We start from the raw sequence: 18,423 nt of genomic DNA on the forward strand, positions 1-18,423 counted from the left end.
GCTGCTGGCCGCCGCCCTGCTCGTCGCCGGCGCCGTGCTCGGCAACCTGCTCGTCCTGGTCGTCGGCTGGCTCATCGCGTGGGCCTCGCGCCGGCTGACCGACGCGGAGACCAAATGGGCCGTCGTGTTCCTGCCCAGCCTCTCGCTCACCGCGGGGCTCCTGTGGCTGTGGGGGAGGAACGAGGGCCGCTGGGGCGAGCCGATCGCCCAGGGCCACATGAACGACGCGGTCGCCGAGACCTGGCCGTGGGTCGTGCGGGGGGCGGCCGTGGCGTCGGCGCTGTTCCTGGTGTGGCGCTCCCAGCGGCGCCGATAGGCCCCTAGGCGCCGACAGCCCCGCAGCCCTGGCAGGCCCCGAAAGCGCCGCCGGGCCCCGAAAACCCGGTGTCCGCGCCCCCGGTGCCCCCGGCACAATGGCCCATATGGCCTCTACAAGCATCTCCGCCCCCGGTCCCACCGTCGGCTTCGACCTCGACATGACGCTCATCGACTCCCGCCCCGGCATCCACGCCTGCTGGGTGGAGCTGTCGGAGCGGACCGGGACGTACGTCGACGCCGACCTGGTGGTCACGCGGCTCGGGCCGCCGCTGGCGGAGGAGATGGCGCACTGGTTCCCGGCGGACCGGGTTCCGGCCATGGCGGACCTCTACCGCGAGCTCTACCCGTCGTACGCCATCACCGGCACCCTGGCGATGCCCGGCGCCCGCGAGGCCATCGGCGCCGTGCAGGCGGCGGGCGGGCGGGCGATCGTCGTGACGGCCAAGTGGGAGCCCAACGCCAAGCTGCACATGGAGCACCTGGGCATGGAGCCCGACGCGGTGATCGGCAACCTGTGGGCCGAACAGAAGGGCGAGGCGCTGCGCGAGCAGGGCGCGAGCGTGTACGTCGGCGACCACCTCGGCGATGTGCGCGGGGCGCGGATCGCCGGGGCGTTCTCGGTCGGGGTGCCCACGGGGCCGTGCAGCGCCGAGGAACTGACCGGGGCCGGAGCCGATGTCGTCCTCGGCGATCTCACCGAGTTCCCGGGATGGTTTTCGGCCTATCGAGCGGACTACCGCCCGGCCCGCGCCTGACGTCTCCCGGCCGCGGCCGATTGCAGCACGCCCGCACCGGCCACCACGAACCCGACGGCCATGAGCATGCTCAATCCGAACATGTACGTCGGAAATGGCTTCGTTCCGAGCAGGAACGGGGCCACGGTGACCAAAGTGGCCACCGCGCCGATGAAGAACACGATGGCTCCGGCACGGATCAGTCGGTCACCGGGAGCGGCGGAATTCGTTTGGGTTTTGTCACGCACCGGACCAGGGTAGTTCCCTGCGCGAAGGAACAACCGGAGGACGTCTTGTCACCGGCCTGAAGACCATTAGCCTTGGTACCGGCGGGTCCCACGACCCGCCCCAGTGCTATCAAGAGCCGTTTCAGAAGCAGTTTTCCGACGAGTACGAGGACGAGGACAGACATGCCCACCGGCAAGGTCAAATGGTTCAACGGCGAGAAGGGCTTCGGCTTTCTCTCCCGCGACGACGGCGGTGACGTCTTCGTCCATTCCTCGGTCCTCCCCGCCGGAGTCGAGACACTGAAGCCCGGGCAGCGGGTGGAGTTCGGAGTGGTCGCCGGTCAGCGCGGTGACCAGGCCCTCTCGGTGGCCATCCTCGACCCGACCCCCTCGGTCGCGGCGGCGACGCGCAAGAAGCCGGACGAACTGGCCTCCATCGTCCAGGATCTGACGACCCTCCTGGAGAACATCACGCCGATGCTGGAGCGCGGCCGCTACCCCGACAAGGCCGCCGGCGGCAAGATCGCCGGCCTTCTGAGAGCGGTCGCCGACCAACTCGACGTGTAATGAGCGAGATACGGGCCGAGGCGCCGTCCCCCCAGTTGCTGGAGTACATCCGGCGGCAGCGGCGCCACACGCTGGAACTGCTGACCGTCTGCGCCATCGGCCTCGTCCCGTGGACGATCCTGCTGGCCTTCACGCTCCCCAGCGGCTACACGGTCCGTCAGTGGCGCACCACCTGGGTCGGCTTCGACGTCCTGCTCCTGCTCGCGATGGCCGCCACCGCCCTGCTCGGCTGGCGCCGCCACCGGGGGGTCGTGGTGGCGGCCGTGGCGACGGGTGCCCTGCTGGTCTGCGACGCGTGGTTCGACGTCTCGCTGGCCCTGGGCACCCCCGAGGTGTGGTGGTCGGTGGTACTGGCGGTGTGCGTGGAACTCCCGCTGGCCGGATTCCTGATCCACCGAGTGCTGGGCATGCTGAAAATGGCGCAGTGGCCGATCGCCACGAAGAACGTCAGCTGAACGACAGCGCGTCGGGCCGCAGAGCCGGCACCAGGCCTTCCGCGGCCGCCCGGGTCAACAGCCCCCGGATCGCCGCGTATCCGTCGTCGCCGAGGTCCGCGGTGAACTCGTTGACGTACAGACCGATGTGCTGATCGGCGACGGCGGGATCCATCTCCTGCGCGTGCTCCATGACATAGGGCCGGGAGACCTCGGGCTCGTCCCACGCGGCCCGCACGGACGTACGGATGGACTCGGCGATCAGTGACAGCCGCTCCGCCCCCAGTGACCGCTTCGCGATGATCGCCCCCAGGGGAATCGGCAGCCCGGTCGTCGACTCCCAGTGCTCGCCCATGTCCGCGAGCTTGTGCAGACCGTAGTTCTGGTAGGTGAACCGGGCCTCGTGGATCACGAGCCCCGCGTCGACCTTCCCGTCCCGCACGGCCGGCATGATCTCGTGGAACGGCAGCACCACGATCTCCCCGACCCCGCCCGGGAGGACGTCCGCCGCCCACAGCCGGAACAGCAGATACGCCGTAGACCTCTCGGACGGCACCGCGACGGTACGGCCGGTGAGTCCCCCACTGCCGAAAGCGTGGGAGGTGCCCCCAACCCCGGCCTCCCGCGTCAGCACCAGCGGCCCGCACCCGCGCCCCAGCGCGCCCCCGCAGGGCAGCAGTGCGTACTCGTCGAGGACGTACGGCAGCACGGCGTACGACACCTTCAGCACATCGAACTCACCGCGCTCCGCCATCCCGTTGGTGATGTCGATGTCGGCGAAGGTCACGTCCAGCGCGGGCGCCCCCGGCACCCGGCCGTGCGCGAGGGCGTCGAAGACGAACGTGTCGTTCGGGCAGGGGGAGTAGGCGATCTTCAGCGGTCCGGTCGTCGGCTCAGTCGTCATGGTGTCTCCAACTCTCCAGTACGGGCGTCAGCTTCCCGAACCCCTGCGTCAGGGCCGCGAGGGCGTCGCCGATGCGCCAGGCGGCCCGGTCGCGCGGACCGACCGGGTTGGACACGGCACGGATCTCCAGCACCGGTACTCCGTGTGCCCCGGCCGCCTCGGCGACCCCGAAGCCCTCCATGGCCTCGGCGAGGGCGCTGGGATGGCGTGCTCTCAGGGCGCTCGCGCGGGCGGCCGTACCGGTCACCGTGGAGACGGTGAGCACGGCTCCGGCGCGCCCCCCGGTCGCGGCCACCGCGGCCCGTACGAGTGCTTCGGGCGGACGGTGGGTGACGACGCCGAAGCCCAGCTCGGTCACCGGCACGAACCCGTCGGCGGTCTCCGCCCCGAGGTCGGCCGCGGTGATCTCGTCGGCGACGACGAGCGAGCCGACCGGCGCGTGCGGCAGGAAGCCGCCCGCGATCCCGGCGGAGACCACGAGGCCGTAGGGAGAACCCGCCACGGCGGCCCGGGTGAGCGCGGTGGCGGTGGAGGCGGCGGCGAGAGCGGGCCCGACCCCCACGGCGAGGACGTCCACAGGGAGCCCGGTGCCTTCGAACGCGTGGGCCACCGCGTCCCGTTCGACCGGGACGGCGGTGGCCACGAGGATGCGCATCGGGATACGGCGGATCAGTAGTCGGAGTTCTCCAGCTTGAAGTTCCACACGCCCTTGTACGCCTTGCTCTGGCCGGAGGACTGCTTGTCCTGCTCGACGATGCTGATGTACAGCGTCTTCTGCGGGGCCTGGCCCTGCTGCTGGGCGAAGAGGTCGACGCCCTCGAAGGAGTAGTACGACTTCTTGTAGGCGTACGTGATCTGCTGGCCGTTGATCCACAGCGCCCAGCCGGTGTCCGCGACCTTCTGGTCGACGCCGACGCGCAGGGTCTCGCTCTGCTTGACCTTGAGCGTCTTGACGTCCGACTTCTCCAGGGCGCACTTGGCGGCCTTCGCCTTGCCGAGGTCGTTGCCGTCGTCGTAGCAGACGGCCTCGGAGCTCACCGAGGTCGAACCGACCGTGACGGTGACGCGCGGCGTCGGCTTGTCGCAGGCCGACAGGACGAGCAGTCCGGCGGAAACGAGGCCGGCGGCGGCGACGGCGCGGCGGCGTCGCACATCGGATTGCAGCGTGGTCATGGCGGAAGGCTATCGGGCGGGTACAGCGGTCCCTCTACGCGGGGTGCGGCGAGCCCTGTTCGTTACGCCACTCGCGCCTTGGGAGCGCCGCCGTGCCGGGCCGAACTGAGCAGCCCCTTCGCCGTGGCCAGCCAGCCAGCGGCGACGACCGCGGCGGCCACCGACAGGCCGAGATAGCCGTTGAGCGGCATCACGATGCCGACCGCGCCGCCGAACACCCACGCCACCTGCAGCAGCGTCTCGGAGCGGGCGAACGCCGAGGTGCGGACGAGTTCGGGCACGTCCCGCTGGATCAGCGCATCCAGCGACAGCTTGGACAGGGCCTGCGAGAAGCCGGCGACCGCCGCCAGACAGGCCACCAGGAACGCCCCGAAGAAGATCGCCGCCGTGATCGCCGCGCCCAGCACGATGGCCACCACCGTGAAGATGATGATCTCCGGGGCCCGCGACCTGAGCCAGGCGCCGACCGCCGTCCCGAGCGCGTTGCCCACGCCCGCCGACACGGCCACCAGGCCCAGCGAGACCGCCGCGCTCTCGCCGGTCAGCGGATGCTCGCGCAGCAGGAAGGCGAGGAAGAAGGTGAGGAAGCCGGAGAGCCAGCGCAGGGCGGCGTTCGCGCCGAGGGCGTGGGTGACGGCGGTGCCGACCGTGCGCAGCCCGGGCCGCTTGAGGGGCTTGAGGTGCGGCCCGTGCAGGTGTTCCTCGTCGGCGGCGAGCAGTGCCACGTCCTCGCCCTTGGCGGAGTCGACCTTCGGCGGCAGCGAGAAGGACAGGAACATCCCGGCGATGAAGATCACGAAGGCGCCGTAGAGCGGCCAGCGCGGTCCGATGGCCTGGAGTCCCGCGCCGATGGGGGCCGCGACACCGGTGGCGAGGAGACCGCCGAGGGTGACGCGGGAGTTGGCCTTGACGAGGGAGAAGCGCGGCGGGAGCAGACGGGGCACGACCGCGCTTCTGACGACGCCGTACGCCTTGGAGGCCACCAGTACGCCGAGGGCCGCCGGGTACAGCTCCAGGCTGCCCGTGGCGACCGCCCCGGCGATGATCAGCGCGAGCATCGCCCGGGCGAGCATGGCGCCCGCCATGGCGGCCCGGCGGCCGTGCGGGAGGCGGTCGAGGAGCGGGCCGATCACGGGGGCGAGGACCGTGAAGGGGGCCATGGTGATGGCGAGGTACAGGGCGACGCGCCCGCGGGCCTCGTCGGTCGGCACCGAGAAGAACACCGTGGAGGCGAGGGCGACGGTGATCATCACGTCCCCGGCGCCGTTGACCGCGTGCAGTTCGATCAGCTTGCCGAGGCCGGACTCGCCCGCCCCGTGCGCGTGGGTCGCCTTGCGGATGCCGCGGGCCGTACCGGTGAACGGGAAGTGCAGGGCACGGCCGACGGCGCGCACGGGCCCGGTCATCTGGGTGATCCGGCCCGAACCGCCACCGATCCCGGTGGCTCCCTGGGGTGTCCTCGTGGCTGCCACCCCGTCATAGTGCCCCGAGAAAGCTGTGAGTAGTGCGGTTACCGCTCGTATGAACGCATATGAAGTGCCGCCGCGGGCCCACTGGGGGCAACGAACCATCACGTCGGTGTAGGCCGAGCGGCGGCGAGCAGGTAGCGTGCGTAGCGCGCCGTGGCGAACGTTCTCGGCCGCGCGCCTCTCCGGCATCCCGCAGAATGGATGGGAGCAGGTGCGCCCGAGCGCGATCGGGCGCGGACGTCGACGCGGTCCTCCGGTCCGCTCCGTCCGCACCCACCGCCTTCAGGCCGGCGCACCCGAGTGACGGCGTAGGAGAGAAGCGATACCTGTGAGCGCAGCGACAACGCGAAGCCGCACCCCCGACCGCCTGTGCGCCGAGGCCGTCGACCTCGCCCGCGCCGCAGCCGAGGAGGCCGCCGCGCCCGGGGTGGTGGGCGAGCACGCGGGCCTGGTCTCCGAGGGGGACCGGGTCGTCACGCACTTCTTCGAGTGCAAGGAGCTCGGATACCGAGGCTGGCGCTGGGCCGTCACGGTGGCGCGCGCCTCCCGCGCGAAGCTGGTGACGCTGGACGAGGTCGTCCTGCTCCCCGGCCCGGACGCGCTGCTGGCCCCGGAGTGGGTGCCGTGGAGCGAACGCCTGCGCCCCGGCGACATGGGCCCCGGCGATCTGCTCCCCACCGACGCCGAGGACCTGCGCCTGGAGCCCGGCTACACCGGCGAGGACGAGCCGCTGCCGAGCGCGCCGGTCTCCGAGGAGATGGCCGAGCTGGTCGAGGCGGAGGACGCCGAGCTCACCGCGGGCACCCCGTCGCACCTTCCGGTGGTCCCGACCCGCGGCTCGATCGCCGCGGTCGCCGAGGAACTGGGCATGCGCCGCGCCCGGGTCCTGTCCCGCTACGGCCTGCATATCGCCGCCGACCGCTGGGAGGAGTCCTTCGGCGCGAAGACGCCGATGGCCCAGGCGGCCCCGGCGCCCTGCGCCAGCTGCGGTTTCCTGGTCCCGCTGGGGGGCTCGCTGGGCCAGGCCTTCGGCCTGTGCGCCAACGAGTTCGCCCCGGCGGACGGCCGCGTGGTCTCCCTGTCCTACGGCTGCGGGGGCCACTCCGAAGCGGCCGTCATGCCCAAGCCCCCGCAGCCTGCCCTGCCGGTGATCGACGAGACGCGGGTGGACCCGTTCCCGCTGCGCCCGGCCCGTGACTCCGGCTCGGTGCCGGAGACCGCGGACGAGGCGTCGGCGGAACTGGGCCACTCGTAGGACTACGGCTCACGGGCGCTGGAACACCTGGTCCACCACGCCGTCGGCGACGATGTACTGCGACTGGTCGTAGGCCTTGTTCGTCAGCTTCGACGTGGTCCGCTCACGCAACCCCAGGTACCGGTACGTCTTCGCGTCGAAGAGCAGCACCCGCCCACCGTCCGCCCAGGGGGTGCCGGGCGGGCCGACGTACCGGACCCCGATGGCGGTGTGCCCGTTGAACTCGGTCCGGCCCGGCAGCACCTTGACGCCGGGGACGGCCGCGAGCGCCTCGAAGGCCGCGGAGCGCAGCCCCTTGGGCAGGACGGGATCGCGGAGCAGGCCGGAGATGGAGAACTGGACCATCGGCCACTCGTCGGCCCTGGTCGGCCGGCCGAAATCGGGCTTCGTGCCCGACTCGCGCAGAGTGATCGTCAGCCTGCCCGGATCGAGGGGCAGTCGCTCCAGCTTCGACCACTCGGTCGGCGGCCAGGAGTACTGGCCCTTCTGGGCCGGTGGCACCCACTGCGTGTGGCCCAGCTCGCTGACGTAGGACTTCTTGGAACCGTCGACCGAACTCCAGCTCTCGTCGACGTACGTCTTCGCCGGGCCGCCCGAGACCGGCCTCCGCTCGATGACCTCCTTGGTGTAGATGAACTGGTCGTCGCGCGGGGCGAGCGGCTTCTCCGTCCGGAGTGCCTCGGCCGCCGCGCCCCGCAGCACGGTGGTCGCGCTCACCGTCCGGGTGCGGGGCGCGCTCTCCCCGGTGTTCTGGGCGACCACCACGGTCGCGGTGACCGCGGCCACGGCGGCGCAGGCCACGGCGACCCGCAGCAGCGGACGGCGGTGGACGGCGACGGCGGCCGGGGCGGCGGGGGCCCGCATCGCCTGCTGGAGACGGAAGCGGGCTCGGGTGCGGGCGGTGTCCGAGAGAGGGGGCGCGTCCGCGTCCCACTCCCTCAGGAGCTCGATCTCATTCATCGTCGGATTCCTCTCGAGGAGCTGTCGGATCGGATCCGCCCAATGCCTCACGAAGTTTTCTGCGAGCCCTGTGCAGCCGCGACCGGACCGTCCCCACCGGCACGCCGAGGGCGCTCGCGACCTCGTCGTAACCGAGGTCGGCCCAGGCGACCAGCAGCAGCACGTCCCGGTGGCGGGCGGGCAACCGGGCGAGGGCACCGGCGAGTTCGCGGCCCACGGCCTGGGCGCTGACCCGTGCCGCCACCCGGTCGGCGACCGTCTCCTCGGCCGGTCCGCCGGGGCCGGCCGAGGGCAGCCGGCCGAGCGTCCTGAGCCGACGGGCCTCGGCACGCCGGTGGCGGCCGATGAGGTTGGTCGCGATGCCGAACAGCCAGGGGCGGGCGTCGGCCGCCTCCGTGCGGTACCGGAAGCGCTGCTGGAACGCGGTGGTGAAGGTCTCCGCCATGACGTCCTCGGCGGCCTCCGCACCGAGCCGGCGGGCCGCGTAGCGGTGCACCGAGTCGGCGTGGCGGTCGAAGAGCGCGGCGAACGCCTCGGGCTCGTCCCACGACCGTTCGATCACCGAGGCGTCGCTGTCCTGCCCCACCCTGACGCCTGGTTCGACGGCCATCGGGGCTCCTTTCGTCGCTGTGGCGCTGTGAAGCTCGGGCTTACACCCGTACTTCGCCACTCGCGGGAATCCGGTTCCCTACGACGACGAGGAGACGTGAAGAGCGGGTACGTGCGATGCGGGAGCGGGGCCCTACCTTCCGAGCACGGCGGCCAGCGCCACGACGACGAACATCATCACAAGCACACCGGCCATGATCCGGTTCCGGGTCTTCGGGTCCACGCACCGAGCCTAACCGGCCCCGCCCAGCGCCCAGCGGCCGACCACCTCGTAGCGGGGCTGCTCCCCCGGCACCCCGGACCTCGGAAGGTTGCTCCGCACCAGCGCCAGCTCGTCGACGGTCCAGGTGCGGCTCGTGAATCCGTCCAGAACCGGGAGATACGGCCGTACATCCACCGCCTCCCGACTGCGCGCCACGGTCAGGTGAGCCCTGTACCGCCGGTGCTCCCCCATCTCCACCCCGGCCCTGCGCCCTGCCGCCTCCGCCCGCTCGGCGAGCAGCCGCAGCTCCGCCAGCCCGCCGAAGGCCCCCGCCCACAGCGCCCGCCCGTGCCCGAACTGCCCGCCGCCGCGCACGGCCAGCGGGAAACACGGGGTGCGCCGGGCCGCCCGCTCCAGCCGCTCCGACAGCTGCGGTACGACGTCCTCGTCGACCTCGCCGTAGAACGCGAGCGTGAAGTGCCAGCCGGGGACGCCGGTCCAGCGCAGCCCGGACGCTCCGGGGAGCCGCCTCAACTCGGCGACTTTCAGGGCGAGTTCGTCGGTCACGTCCTGCGGGGGCAGTACCGCGGCGAAGAGTCTCATGGGGGCAGCCTGTCACCATGAGGGCAAGCGGCGCCCCGGCCCGTGGGGGACCGAGCCGCTGTCGGGAAGTCCGCGGACGGTGGAGTCCCTCGCCCGGTACATCGACGAGGGCAGCGTGTTCATCGCCGAGGCCGACGGCGTTACCGGCCACGCCCCTCACGATCACCGACTCACCGGCGCCTGTCTGGCCCATCTCCCGCCGCCCGGCGAGCCCGAGCGGTACATCCGCGCGGGCGGCGACGGCAAGCTGGTCGCCTCCTACGAGGCCAACGGCTTCGCCCCGGCGGAGACCTACACCGCCGGGGCGAACAACGACTGGCCGGGCCAGGTGCTGGCCCGGCGGGTACGGCCGTAGGGCTCAGGCCGCCGGGGCCAGTTGGTCCTGCCTCTCGCGTGGTACGAACCGCACCTGCGGGTGGCCGTGGTTCCAGCCGACCGACAGCCGCAGGTCGCCCATGCGGGCCAGGAGCAGGCCGATCGTCGCGGCCGCGACCGCGGCGATCGCGCCGCCCACCGCGAGGCCGGCGCGGACGCCGTACGCATCGGTGATCCAGCCGGCGATCGGCGCGCCGATCGGGGAGCCGCCCATGAACACCATCATGTACAGGGCCATCACACGGCCCCGCATGGCCGGGTCGGTGCCCATCTGCACGCTGGTGTTCGCGGTGACGTTGACCGTCATGCCGAACATCCCGATCGGGGCCATCAGCAGGGCGAACATCCACAGCGAGGGAGCGATCGCGGCCACGATCTCCAGCGTGCCGAAGGCCACCGCGCCCACCACCAGCACCCGCATCCGGGCGGTGCCGCGCCGGGCCGCGAGCAGGGCGCCGGCCAGGGAGCCGACCGCCATCACCGTGTTGAAGAGGCTGTAGGAGCCCGCGCCCGCGTGGAAGACGTCGTCGGCGAAGGCGGAGAGGTAGACGGGGAAGTTGAAGCCGAAGGTGGACACGAACCCGACCAGGACGATGGTCCAGATCAGCTCCGGCCGTCCGGCCACGTACTGGAGGCCCTCCCGCAGCTGTCCCTTGCCGCGCGGGGCGCGCTCGACGGCGTACAGCTCACGCGACCGCATCATCAGCAGGCCGACCAGCGGGGCGACGAAGGACAGGCCGTTGGCGAGGAACGCCCAGCCGGTGCCCACGCCGGTGATCATGACGCCCGCGACGGCGGGGCCGACCAGCCGGGCCGACTGGAAGTTCGCGGAGTTCAGGCTGACCGCGTTCTGCAGCTGGTCCGGGCCGACCATCTCGGAGACGAAGGACTGGCGGGCCGGGTTGTCGACGACCGTCGCGAGGCCCGCGGCGAAGGCGGCGAGATAGACGTGCCAGACCTGGACGTGGCCGGTCAGGGTGAGCACGGCGAGCGCGATGCCGGTGGCGCCCATCGCGGACTGCGTGAACAGCAGCGCGCGGCGCTTGGACAGCCGGTCGACGAGGACTCCGCCGTAGAGGCCGAAGAGCAGCATCGGCAGGAACTGCAGCGCCGTCGTCACGCCGACGGCGGTGGCGGAGCCGGTGAGGCTGAGCACCAGCCAGTCCTGGGCGATGCGCTGCATCCAGGTGCCGATGTTGGAGACGACCTGTCCGAGGAAGAACAGGCGGTAGTTCCTGACCCTCAGCGAGCTGAACATGGATGACTTGCGGGACACACAGGTAGAAGGGATCGGTGCGGGGGCGGAAGGTGCTCCGGGTCCCGTACTCAAAGTGCGTTCGCCTCCTCTTCGTGGCTTACAGGTGTGCGAGTTTCTCCAGCACGGGGGCGGCGGCGCGCAGTTTCGCCCACTCGTCCTCGTCGAGGCCGTCGACCAGGGTGGCCAGGAAGGCGTTCCGCTTGGCGCGGCTCTCCGCGAGCATGGCCTCGGCCTGCTCGGTCTTCGTGACGACCTTCTGGCGCCGGTCCTCGGGGTGCGGCTCCAGCCGGACCAGTCCCTTGGCCTCGAGGAGCGCCACGATGCGGGTCATCGACGGCGGCTGGACATGCTCCTTGCGGGCGAGTTCGCCCGGGGTGGCCTTGCCGCAGAGGGAGAGGGTGCCCAGCACCGACATCTCGGTGGGGCTGAGTGACTCGTCGACCCGCTGGTGCTTGAGCCGACGGGACAGTCGCATCACGGCTGATCGCAGGGAGTTCACGGCGGCTACGTCGTCGCCATGGGTAAGATCCGGCATCTCTTTAGCGTAACTCATTACTCTCGCTAAACAAGCTGGCATGCACGCGGATTCCCGTGACTCCGGCCACGGAAACCCGATATTCACCCATACGAGTGAGTCGACAGCGGAAAGTGAACGCTGCTCAGCGTGGGCGGCGACCCTCGTCTCCATGGGGACCAGCGTGCTCAGCCTGCGGATAGACGGGGAGCTGCTCGAGCGGCTCCGTGACCATGCGGCCAAAAGGGGGATGAGCGTCCAGGACTATGTGATCCGAACGCTCGTCCGGGACGACTTCGACGAGCGGTTCCAGAGCGCCGTCGACGAGACCGAGAAGTTCTACGGGGTCACGTGAGGACGGGTCACGTGAGGACGGGTCACGTAAGGGCGGGTCACGTCAGGCCGAGCGCCGGCATCAGGTAGTAGAAGCCGAACACCGCCGCCACGACGTACATCGGCACCGGAACCTCCCGGCCCCGTCCGGCCGCCAGGCGCAGCACCACGAAGGTGATGAAGCCCATGCCGATGCCGTTGGTGATCGAGTAGGTGAACGGCATCATCACCATGGTGATGAAGGCCGGGATCGCGATGGTGTGGTCGGCCCAGTCGATGTCCTTGACGTTCCCCGCCAGGATCAGGAAACCGACCGCCAGCAGGGCCGGGGTCGCCGCCTGGGACGGGACCATCGTCGCGACCGGCGTGAGGAACAGGGCGAGGGTGAAGAGACCGCCGGTGACGATGTTGGCGAAACCGGTGCGCGCACCCTCGCCGACCCCCGCCGTCGACTCCACGAAGGCCGTCGTCGCCGACGACGAGCTCGCGCCGCCCGCGGCGACCGCGAGGCCGTCCACGAAGAGCACCCTGTTGATGCCGGGCATCTGACCCTGGGCGTCGGTGAGCCTGGCCTCGTCGGAGACGCCCATGATCGTGCCCATCGCGTCGAAGAAGCACGACAGCAGGACCGTGAAGACGAAGAGGATGCCGGTCAGCACGCCGACCTTGCCGAAGCCGCCGAAGAGGCTGACCTTGCCGATGAGGCCGAAGTCGGGGCTGGCGACCGGGTTGCCGGGCCACTTCGGGACCGTGAGCCCCCAGGACGGGACCTTGGCGACGGCCTCGATGATCATCGCCACGACCGTCATCGTGACGATCGAGATCAGGATCGCGCCGGAGACCTTGCGGACGATGAGCGCGAGGGTGAGCAGGGCGCCCAGGATGAAGACCAGGACCGGCCAGCCGTTGAGGTGTCCGTCGCCGCCGAGCTGGAGCGGGACGGTGGTCTGGGCGACGTCCGGGATGCGGGAGACGAAGCCGGAGTCCACGAGCCCGATCAGCATGATGAACAGGCCGATACCGATGGAGATCGCCTTGCGCAGGCCGAAGGGCACCGCGTTCATCACGCGCTCACGCAGACCGGTGGCGACCAGCAGCATCACGATGAAGCCCGCCAGGACCACCATGCCCATCGCGTCCGGCCAGGACATCCGGGGCGCGAGCTGGAGCGCGACGACCGAGTTCACACCGAGCCCGGCGGCCAGCGCGATCGGGACGTTGCCGACCACACCCATGAGGAGCGTGGTGAAGGCCGCGGTCAGGGCGGTCGCGGTGACCAGCTGGCCGTTGTCCAGCTGATGGCCGTACATGTCCTTGGCGCTGCCGAGGATGATCGGGTTCAGCACGATGATGTAGGCCATCGCGAAGAAGGTGGCGAAGCCGCCCCGGACCTCCCGGGACAGACTGCTGCCCCGCTCGGAGATCTTGAAGTAGCGGTCGAGGGCGGTCGGCATTGGATGTTCCTACGAGCAGAAGTGGTCAGACGTAAACTGTTTCAGTATGAACGTATAACGTTCACCCGGCCATCTCCGCGCGTAGATGTGATCGCCTCGTAAGCTGTCCCCATGGACGTGTTCTCTTCGGGATCCTTCAAGCACGAGGCGCCGGAGCCCCTGGAGGGCCCCGTGGTCGCCACGGTCACCGGCGGCACGATCCTGTGGTTCGTCCTCTTCCTCGTGCAGCTCCCGTTCTACGGCTGGTTCGAGGACCACGGACACACCTGGTGGCTGTGGACCTGCCTGGCCGGGGGCGGACTGGGGCTGTACGGCATCTGGTTCGTCCGCAAGCGCGAGGCCGCGATCAGGCGGGCGGCGGCGGAGGAGCGTGCTGCCGGGTGACGAGCGTCCCCTAGTACCACGGCATCACTCACCCGTTCCCCTCTCCTCCCCAGGTCGGAACTTCCGGTCACTCGGCGGGTGAAGCCGTAAATCCGCACGTACCGTCGAAGGCATGACGCACATCGACGCGGGCGCCGAACTCGACCCTGTGCACCCTGTGGCACTCCCGGCACCGGCGGCGGGCGGGCTCTCCGCGGCCGAGGTCGCCGAGCGGGTGACGCGGGGGCAGGTCAACGACGTGCCGGTGCGCAGCAGCCGGAGCCTGGGGGAGATCGTCCGGGCGAACGTCTTCACCCGGTTCAACGCGATCATCGGTGTCCTCTGGCTGGTCATGCTGTTCGTGGCGCCGTTCCAGGACAGCCTGTTCGGGTACGTCATCCTCGCCAACACCGGGATCGGCATCATCCAGGAGTGGCGGGCGAAGAAGACCCTCGACTCGCTCGCGGTGATCGGTGAGGCGAGGCCGACCGTACGGCGGGACGGGACCGCGTCCCAGGTCGGCACCTCGGAGATCGTCCTCGACGACCTCATCGAGATCGGACCCGGCGACAAGGCCGTGGTCGACGGCGTGGTCGTGGAGGCCGACGGTCTGGAGATCGACGAGTCCCTGCTGACCGGCGAGGCCGACCCGGTGGTGAAGCGGCCCGGCGACCAGGTGATGTCCGGGAGCTTCGTGGTCGCCGGCGGCGGCGCCTTCCGGGCGACCAAGGTCGGCCGCGAGGCCTACGCCGCCCAGCTCGCCGAGGAGGCCTCCCGCTTCACCCTGGTCCACTCCGAGCTGCGCTCCGGTATCTCCACGATCCTCAAGTACGTGACGTGGATGATGGTCCCGACCGCGATCGGCCTGGTCATCAGCCAGCTGTTCGTGAAGAACGACGACCTCAAGGACTCCCTCGCCCGGACGGTCGGCGGGATCGTGCCGATGGTCCCGGAGGGACTGGTCCTGCTGACCTCCGTCGCCTTCGCCATCGGCGTCGTCCGGCTTGGCCGGAAACAGGCCCTCGTCCAGGAACTCCCGGCCATCGAGGGCCTCGCCCGTGTCGACACGGTCTGCCTCGACAAGACCGGCACCCTCACCGAGGGTGGCATGGACGTCACCGAGCTCAGGCCGCTGCAGGGCGCCGACGAGTCGTACGTACGCAAGGTCCTGGGCGCCCTCGGTGAGTCGGATCCGCGGCCGAACGACTCCCTGCGGGCGATCATCGACGCCTACCCGGACGCCGAGGACTGGCGCTGCACCGAGTCGCTGCCCTTTTCCTCCGCCCGCAAGTACAGCGGGGCCACCTTCAGCGAGGGCGACGGCGTATCCAGTACGTGGCTGCTGGGGGCGCCGGACGTGCTCCTGCCCCCCGGCGACCCCGCGCTCGCCGAGACCGGGCACCTCAACGAGCAGGGACTGCGGGTGCTGTTGCTGGCCCGTGCCTCCCGCGACCTCGATGATCCCGAGGCCGCCCGGGGAGCGCGGCCGACCGCCCTCGTCGTCCTGGAACAGCGGCTGCGGCCCGACGCGGCCGACACCTTGCGGTACTTCGCCGAACAGGGCGTGCGCGCCAAGGTCATCTCCGGGGACAACGCGGTGTCGGTCGGGGCGGTGGCGGCCAAGCTGGGGCTGAACGGCAGCGTGGTCGACGCACGTCAACTGCCCGCCGACCAGGAGGGGATGGCGAAGGCGCTCGACGAGGGCACGGTGTTCGGGCGGGTCACCCCGCAGCAGAAGCGGGACATGGTGGGGGCGCTGCAGTCGCGCGGGCACACGGTCGCGATGACCGGTGACGGGGTCAACGACGTGCTCGCCCTGAAGGACGCCGACATCGGGGTGGCGATGGGCTCCGGGTCGGAGGCCACGCGGGCGGTCGCACAGATCGTGCTGCTCGACAACAGCTTCGCGACGCTGCCTTCGGTGGTCGCGGAGGGCCGACGGGTCATCGGGAACATCACCCGGGTCGCGACGCTGTTCCTGGTGAAGACCGTGTACTCGGTGCTGCTCGCGGTGTTCGTGGTGTGCTGGCAGGTCGAATACCCCTTCCTGCCCCGCCATCTGACCCTGCTGTCGACGCTGACGATCGGCGTCCCGGCCTTCTTCCTGGCCCTCGCGCCCAACAGGGAACGCGCGCGACCGCACTTCGTGCGGCGGGTGATGCGGTACTCGATCCCGGGCGGGGTGGTGGCGGCGATCGCGACCTTCGTGACGTATCTGATCGCCCGGCACCACTACACGGGCCCCGGCGCGCTGGACGCGGAGACGAGCGCGGCGACGCTGACCCTGTTCCTGATCTCGATGTGGGTGCTGGCGATCATCGCCCGCCCGTACACCTGGTGGCGCCTCGCGCTGGTCGCGGCGATGGGCCTCGGGTTCGTGCTGGTCCTCGCCGTGCCCGGGCTCCAGCACTTCTTCGCGCTGAAGCTGGTGGGGGCGACGATGCCGTGGATCGCGGTCGGCATCTCGGTGGTGGCGGCGGCCGCCCTGGAACTCCTGTGGAGGTGGGTCGACCGCCGCGTGCCCGCTTAGCGCGGGGCTTCAGCCGGGGTGGGCCCGCCGGGTGCCGGCGGCGCCGTCGCGGCTTCCGTGCGGTTCTACTGAACGTCGACGAAGTCCCCGGTCGAGGTGACCGGCGAGGTGGTCGTCGTGCCCGCGAAGACGTAGCGGAAGGAGCCGTCGGCGGAGGCCGTCACGGTGGTCTTCAGGGCGCCCGTGGTGCTGGTCTTGATGGTCTTCAGGGTGGTGTAGGAGGTCGCACCGTTCTTCTTGAACTGGAGCTTCACCGGCTGGGTCGAGTAACCCGCGTACGTGTTGCTGTCCCAGTTGGCGCGGGCGAGCTTGCCCGTGACGGTGATGGTCTTGCCCTTCTTCACCGGCTCGGGGGCGGCGTTGGTGGTGAGGGTGGACCGGCGCTGGAGGTGGGTGGTGCCGAGGTCGCCCTGCCAGGTGACATCGTTGCTGCTGTCGGTGCCGGCGACAGCGCCCAGCTTCCAAGTGCCCGCCTCGCTGCTGAACAGATCGAGGTCCGGGTCGGAGGACTTCGGACGGAACTGAATCTTGGCGGAGCAGTGCAGGACCGTCGAGGAAGCCACTGTGCAGGTACCGGCGTCGTCACCGGCGAGGAGGTCGTCGGAGTTCGGACCGACCGTGGCACCGCGGTAGAGGACCGGCAGGGTACCGAGGGTGTTCGGGTCCATGCTCGCGGGCTTGGTCACGGTGTAGGTCGCCGAGACCGTGACCGTCGCCGTCGAACCGACCACGATGTCCTTGCCGCTGTTCACCTTCAGGCTGGAGAAGGTGACGGCGGGCCCGGCAGTGGTGGCGGCCTGGGCCGCCGGCACGGCGAGGGCGGAGAGTGCCACGGCGCCGGAGGCGACGAGGACGAGGGCGCGTATGCGCATGTGCGTTCCCCATGAGGAGAGAAGGATCTGGGAGTCTGATGACTCACTCCCTAGATCCCTGACTCATGGGACAGGTTGTACGCGTGGGACGTGATTTTGTTCGCACATGCGCAACGCTTTACTTCCGCCCTACTTACCTGACGTCGATGAAGTCGCCCGGGGCGTTGACCGCCGGGGTGGTGGAGGTGCCCGCGAAGCTCCAGCGGAAGTAGCCGTCGACCGTCGCCTTGACGGTGGTCTTCAGGTCACCCTTGTTGTTGGTCTTGACCGTCTTCACGGTGGTGTAGGTGTCGGAGTTCTTCTTGCGGAACTGCAGCTTCGCCGGCTGGGTCGAGTAGCCGGCGTACGTGCGGGTCTCCCAGTTGGCCCGCGTCAGCTTGCCGGTGACGGTGATGGTCTTGCCCTTCTTCACCGGCTCGGGGGCGGCGTTGGCCGTGAGCTTGGAGAGGCGCTGGACCTTGTGGGTGCTGTAGAAGTCGTTCCAGTAGATGCTGCCGGCCTCGTCGTTGGCGAGGACACCCGCCGTCACGTGCCAGGTGCCGGCCAGCGAGTTCATGTACAGGTCGCTGCCCGGGACTGCCGTGAGGGTGAGCTTGCAGGTCGAGGTGGTGGCGTTGACCGCGGTGCAGCTGGCGGCCTCCTCGTTCGGCGAGAGCCAGCCGTCGACGTGGTCGAGGTCCTTGCCGTGCCACAGGTCGATGTAGGCGTCCTGGATGCCGGCGGAGTGGCTGGCCGTCAGGGAGACCGTGAACTTCTTGGCGGCCGTCGTACCGAGGACGACGTCCTTGCCACCGTTGATCGTCACCTTGGAGACGACCGGCAGCTCCTCGTCAGCGGCGGCGGCCCTGCTCATCGCCGACCGGGAGACACCGAAGCGCTCGGCGGCGGTGGTCTTGTCGATGCCTCCGTCGGCGGCCTGCACGGCCGGCACGGCGAGGGCGGAGAGGGCCAGGGCGCCGGAGACGGCGGCCACGGTGGCTCGAATACGCATGTGTTCCCCACGTGAGATGAGTGAGTCTGTGTGACCCACTGATCAGATAAACCAGTGGGGCGAAAGGTTGCACGACTGGTAAGAGATTTGTGTGAGCATCATCTATAGCCTCGTCCGTTATCCGAAGGATGACGACTATCCGGACTCGACCACCGACGTCACCGCGGTCGGCGCACAAGCCTGGGGAGAACTCCTCGGGATGGCGCCGGAGCAGCTGGCCAACGTGTATCCGCTGACGCAGCGGCACGCCGAGCGGGTCCGGCAACTGACCGGCATCG

At 70.3% G+C, this 18,423-nt stretch carries 22 protein-coding genes and 1 pseudogene; 10 read left to right on the forward strand and 13 right to left on the reverse strand.

What is annotated here, in order from left to right:
- Both ACFVYN_RS29970 and ACFVYN_RS29975 read left to right on the forward strand, forming a co-directional pair.
- Window positions 1–316: pseudogene (locus ACFVYN_RS29970) on the forward strand (hypothetical protein); the annotation flags it as partial.
- Between the two features lie 106 nt (window positions 317–422).
- A complete protein-coding gene (locus ACFVYN_RS29975; RefSeq protein ID WP_390003982.1) occupies window positions 423–1,073 on the forward strand; it encodes an HAD family hydrolase in 651 nt (216 codons plus the stop codon).
- Here the strand turns inward: ACFVYN_RS29975 and ACFVYN_RS29980 are convergent.
- A complete protein-coding gene (locus ACFVYN_RS29980) occupies window positions 1,052–1,300 on the reverse strand; it encodes a hypothetical protein (RefSeq protein ID WP_390003984.1) in 249 nt (82 codons plus the stop codon). The two genes, ACFVYN_RS29975 and ACFVYN_RS29980, sit on opposite strands and share 22 nt — an antisense overlap.
- A gap of 162 nt (window positions 1,301–1,462) precedes the next feature.
- Here ACFVYN_RS29980 and ACFVYN_RS29985 point away from each other — a divergent pair, with 162 nt between their 5' ends.
- Both ACFVYN_RS29985 and ACFVYN_RS29990 read left to right on the forward strand, forming a co-directional pair.
- A complete protein-coding gene (locus tag ACFVYN_RS29985) occupies window positions 1,463–1,846 on the forward strand; it encodes a cold-shock protein (protein WP_356106931.1) in 384 nt (127 codons plus the stop codon).
- The gene (locus ACFVYN_RS29990) at window positions 1,846–2,301 is read left to right on the forward strand and encodes a hypothetical protein (protein WP_390003987.1); all 456 of its coding nucleotides are present in this window, start codon (window positions 1,846–1,848) and stop codon (window positions 2,299–2,301) included. The genes ACFVYN_RS29985 and ACFVYN_RS29990 overlap by 1 nt, the downstream gene beginning before the upstream one ends.
- On the opposite strand, the gene ACFVYN_RS29995 is transcribed toward ACFVYN_RS29990, so the two are convergent.
- The 4 genes from ACFVYN_RS29995 to ACFVYN_RS30010 form a co-directional block, all read right to left on the reverse strand.
- The gene (locus ACFVYN_RS29995) at window positions 2,294–3,184 is read right to left on the reverse strand and encodes a 1,4-dihydroxy-6-naphthoate synthase (RefSeq protein WP_390003990.1); all 891 of its coding nucleotides are present in this window, start codon (window positions 3,182–3,184) and stop codon (window positions 2,294–2,296) included. The two genes, ACFVYN_RS29990 and ACFVYN_RS29995, sit on opposite strands and share 8 nt — an antisense overlap.
- On the reverse strand, window positions 3,174–3,839 hold the full coding sequence (locus tag ACFVYN_RS30000; RefSeq protein WP_390003993.1) for a futalosine hydrolase: 666 nt from the start codon (window positions 3,837–3,839) through the stop codon (window positions 3,174–3,176). The genes ACFVYN_RS29995 and ACFVYN_RS30000 overlap by 11 nt, the downstream gene beginning before the upstream one ends.
- A 14-nt stretch (window positions 3,840–3,853) precedes the next feature.
- A complete protein-coding gene (locus ACFVYN_RS30005; protein WP_390003996.1) occupies window positions 3,854–4,357 on the reverse strand; it encodes a hypothetical protein in 504 nt (167 codons plus the stop codon).
- Between the two features lie 62 nt (window positions 4,358–4,419).
- Window positions 4,420–5,829 (reverse strand): MFS transporter, encoded by a 1,410-nt coding sequence (locus ACFVYN_RS30010; protein WP_390003999.1) that lies wholly within the window; start codon window positions 5,827–5,829, stop codon window positions 4,420–4,422.
- 325 nt (window positions 5,830–6,154) lie between these two features.
- Here ACFVYN_RS30010 and ACFVYN_RS30015 point away from each other — a divergent pair, with 325 nt between their 5' ends.
- Entirely contained in the window at window positions 6,155–7,081 is a 927-nt protein-coding gene (locus ACFVYN_RS30015; RefSeq protein WP_390004002.1) for a DUF3027 domain-containing protein, read from the forward strand.
- Between the two features lie 9 nt (window positions 7,082–7,090).
- Here ACFVYN_RS30015 and ACFVYN_RS30020 read toward each other — a convergent pair whose 3' ends face one another.
- The 3 genes from ACFVYN_RS30020 to thpR all read right to left on the reverse strand — a co-directional run bounded on the left by ACFVYN_RS30020 (window position 7,091) and on the right by thpR (window position 9,455).
- Window positions 7,091–8,041 carry a CU044_5270 family protein gene (locus ACFVYN_RS30020; RefSeq protein ID WP_390004005.1) on the reverse strand — a complete coding sequence of 317 codons (951 nt, stop codon included), beginning with the start codon at window positions 8,039–8,041 and terminating at the stop codon, window positions 7,091–7,093.
- Entirely contained in the window at window positions 8,034–8,651 is a 618-nt protein-coding gene (locus ACFVYN_RS30025) for an RNA polymerase sigma factor (RefSeq protein WP_390004008.1), read from the reverse strand. The genes ACFVYN_RS30020 and ACFVYN_RS30025 overlap by 8 nt, the downstream gene beginning before the upstream one ends.
- Window positions 8,652–8,882: 231 nt before the next feature.
- Window positions 8,883–9,455 (reverse strand): RNA 2',3'-cyclic phosphodiesterase, encoded by a 573-nt coding sequence (thpR, locus tag ACFVYN_RS30030; protein ID WP_390004011.1) that lies wholly within the window; start codon window positions 9,453–9,455, stop codon window positions 8,883–8,885.
- Here thpR and ACFVYN_RS30035 point away from each other — a divergent pair.
- Window positions 9,454–9,810, forward strand: a complete 357-nt coding sequence (locus tag ACFVYN_RS30035; protein WP_390004013.1) for a hypothetical protein — start codon at window positions 9,454–9,456, stop codon at window positions 9,808–9,810. The two genes, thpR and ACFVYN_RS30035, sit on opposite strands and share 2 nt — an antisense overlap.
- Before the next feature lie 3 nt (window positions 9,811–9,813).
- Here ACFVYN_RS30035 and ACFVYN_RS30040 read toward each other — a convergent pair whose 3' ends face one another.
- Together ACFVYN_RS30040 and ACFVYN_RS30045 are read right to left on the reverse strand one after the other, a co-directional pair.
- Entirely contained in the window at window positions 9,814–11,088 is a 1,275-nt protein-coding gene (locus tag ACFVYN_RS30040) for an MFS transporter (protein ID WP_390004129.1), read from the reverse strand.
- A 97-nt stretch (window positions 11,089–11,185) separates the two neighbouring features.
- The gene (locus ACFVYN_RS30045) at window positions 11,186–11,623 is read right to left on the reverse strand and encodes a MarR family winged helix-turn-helix transcriptional regulator (RefSeq protein WP_057608571.1); all 438 of its coding nucleotides are present in this window, start codon (window positions 11,621–11,623) and stop codon (window positions 11,186–11,188) included.
- A gap of 151 nt (window positions 11,624–11,774) precedes the next feature.
- On the opposite strand from ACFVYN_RS30045, the gene ACFVYN_RS30050 reads away from it, so the two are divergent.
- Window positions 11,775–11,957, forward strand: a complete 183-nt coding sequence (locus ACFVYN_RS30050) for a ribbon-helix-helix protein, CopG family (RefSeq protein WP_390004016.1) — start codon at window positions 11,775–11,777, stop codon at window positions 11,955–11,957.
- A 37-nt stretch (window positions 11,958–11,994) separates the two neighbouring features.
- Here the strand turns inward: ACFVYN_RS30050 and ACFVYN_RS30055 are convergent, their stop codons facing one another.
- On the reverse strand, window positions 11,995–13,389 hold the full coding sequence (locus tag ACFVYN_RS30055; RefSeq protein ID WP_390004019.1) for an NCS2 family permease: 1,395 nt from the start codon (window positions 13,387–13,389) through the stop codon (window positions 11,995–11,997).
- Between the two features lie 111 nt (window positions 13,390–13,500).
- Between ACFVYN_RS30055 and ACFVYN_RS30060 the strand changes: the two genes are divergently transcribed.
- Together ACFVYN_RS30060 and ACFVYN_RS30065 are read left to right on the forward strand one after the other, a co-directional pair.
- Window positions 13,501–13,773 (forward strand): DUF2530 domain-containing protein, encoded by a 273-nt coding sequence (locus tag ACFVYN_RS30060; RefSeq protein WP_390004021.1) that lies wholly within the window; start codon window positions 13,501–13,503, stop codon window positions 13,771–13,773.
- A 112-nt stretch (window positions 13,774–13,885) separates the two neighbouring features.
- The gene (locus ACFVYN_RS30065) at window positions 13,886–16,282 is read left to right on the forward strand and encodes a cation-translocating P-type ATPase (RefSeq protein WP_390004024.1); all 2,397 of its coding nucleotides are present in this window, start codon (window positions 13,886–13,888) and stop codon (window positions 16,280–16,282) included.
- 65 nt (window positions 16,283–16,347) lie between these two features.
- Here the strand turns inward: ACFVYN_RS30065 and ACFVYN_RS30070 are convergent, their stop codons facing one another.
- Together ACFVYN_RS30070 and ACFVYN_RS30075 are read right to left on the reverse strand one after the other, a co-directional pair.
- A complete protein-coding gene (locus tag ACFVYN_RS30070; RefSeq protein WP_390004027.1) occupies window positions 16,348–17,154 on the reverse strand; it encodes a hypothetical protein in 807 nt (268 codons plus the stop codon).
- Window positions 17,155–17,287: 133 nt separating this feature from the next.
- Window positions 17,288–18,145 (reverse strand): calcium-binding protein, encoded by an 858-nt coding sequence (locus ACFVYN_RS30075; protein ID WP_390004030.1) that lies wholly within the window; start codon window positions 18,143–18,145, stop codon window positions 17,288–17,290.
- A 91-nt stretch (window positions 18,146–18,236) separates the two neighbouring features.
- On the opposite strand from ACFVYN_RS30075, the gene ACFVYN_RS30080 reads away from it, so the two are divergent.
- Window positions 18,237–18,423: hypothetical protein (locus ACFVYN_RS30080; RefSeq protein ID WP_390004033.1), on the forward strand; the 187-nt coding region annotated here is incomplete at its 3' end.

It is taken from the genome of Streptomyces sp. NPDC058307 (assembly GCF_042880295.1).
GTDB lineage: Bacteria > Actinomycetota > Actinomycetes > Streptomycetales > Streptomycetaceae > Streptomyces.

Coding starts and splice junctions, on each gene's coding strand:
- ACFVYN_RS30045 (WP_057608571.1), bottom strand. CDS start 11,623: ATGCCGGATCTTACCCATGGCGACGACGTAGCCGCCGTGAACTCCCTG.
- ACFVYN_RS29985 (WP_356106931.1), top strand. CDS start 1,463: ATGCCCACCGGCAAGGTCAAATGGTTCAACGGCGAGAAGGGCTTCGGC.
- ACFVYN_RS30005 (WP_390003996.1), bottom strand. CDS start 4,357: ATGACCACGCTGCAATCCGATGTGCGACGCCGCCGCGCCGTCGCCGCC.
- thpR (WP_390004011.1), bottom strand. CDS start 9,455: ATGAGACTCTTCGCCGCGGTACTGCCCCCGCAGGACGTGACCGACGAA.
- ACFVYN_RS30055 (WP_390004019.1), bottom strand. CDS start 13,389: ATGCCGACCGCCCTCGACCGCTACTTCAAGATCTCCGAGCGGGGCAGC.
- ACFVYN_RS30025 (WP_390004008.1), bottom strand. CDS start 8,651: ATGGCCGTCGAACCAGGCGTCAGGGTGGGGCAGGACAGCGACGCCTCG.
- ACFVYN_RS30040 (WP_390004129.1), bottom strand. CDS start 11,088: ATGTTCAGCTCGCTGAGGGTCAGGAACTACCGCCTGTTCTTCCTCGGA.
- ACFVYN_RS29975 (WP_390003982.1), top strand. CDS start 423: ATGGCCTCTACAAGCATCTCCGCCCCCGGTCCCACCGTCGGCTTCGAC.
- ACFVYN_RS29995 (WP_390003990.1), bottom strand. CDS start 3,184: ATGACGACTGAGCCGACGACCGGACCGCTGAAGATCGCCTACTCCCCC.
- ACFVYN_RS30035 (WP_390004013.1), top strand. CDS start 9,454: ATGGGGGCAGCCTGTCACCATGAGGGCAAGCGGCGCCCCGGCCCGTGG.
- ACFVYN_RS30050 (WP_390004016.1), top strand. CDS start 11,775: ATGGGGACCAGCGTGCTCAGCCTGCGGATAGACGGGGAGCTGCTCGAG.
- ACFVYN_RS30070 (WP_390004027.1), bottom strand. CDS start 17,154: ATGCGCATACGCGCCCTCGTCCTCGTCGCCTCCGGCGCCGTGGCACTC.
- ACFVYN_RS30020 (WP_390004005.1), bottom strand. CDS start 8,041: ATGAATGAGATCGAGCTCCTGAGGGAGTGGGACGCGGACGCGCCCCCT.
- ACFVYN_RS30065 (WP_390004024.1), top strand. CDS start 13,886: ATGACGCACATCGACGCGGGCGCCGAACTCGACCCTGTGCACCCTGTG.
- ACFVYN_RS30060 (WP_390004021.1), top strand. CDS start 13,501: ATGGACGTGTTCTCTTCGGGATCCTTCAAGCACGAGGCGCCGGAGCCC.
- ACFVYN_RS29990 (WP_390003987.1), top strand. CDS start 1,846: ATGAGCGAGATACGGGCCGAGGCGCCGTCCCCCCAGTTGCTGGAGTAC.
- ACFVYN_RS30000 (WP_390003993.1), bottom strand. CDS start 3,839: ATGCGCATCCTCGTGGCCACCGCCGTCCCGGTCGAACGGGACGCGGTG.
- ACFVYN_RS30075 (WP_390004030.1), bottom strand. CDS start 18,145: ATGCGTATTCGAGCCACCGTGGCCGCCGTCTCCGGCGCCCTGGCCCTC.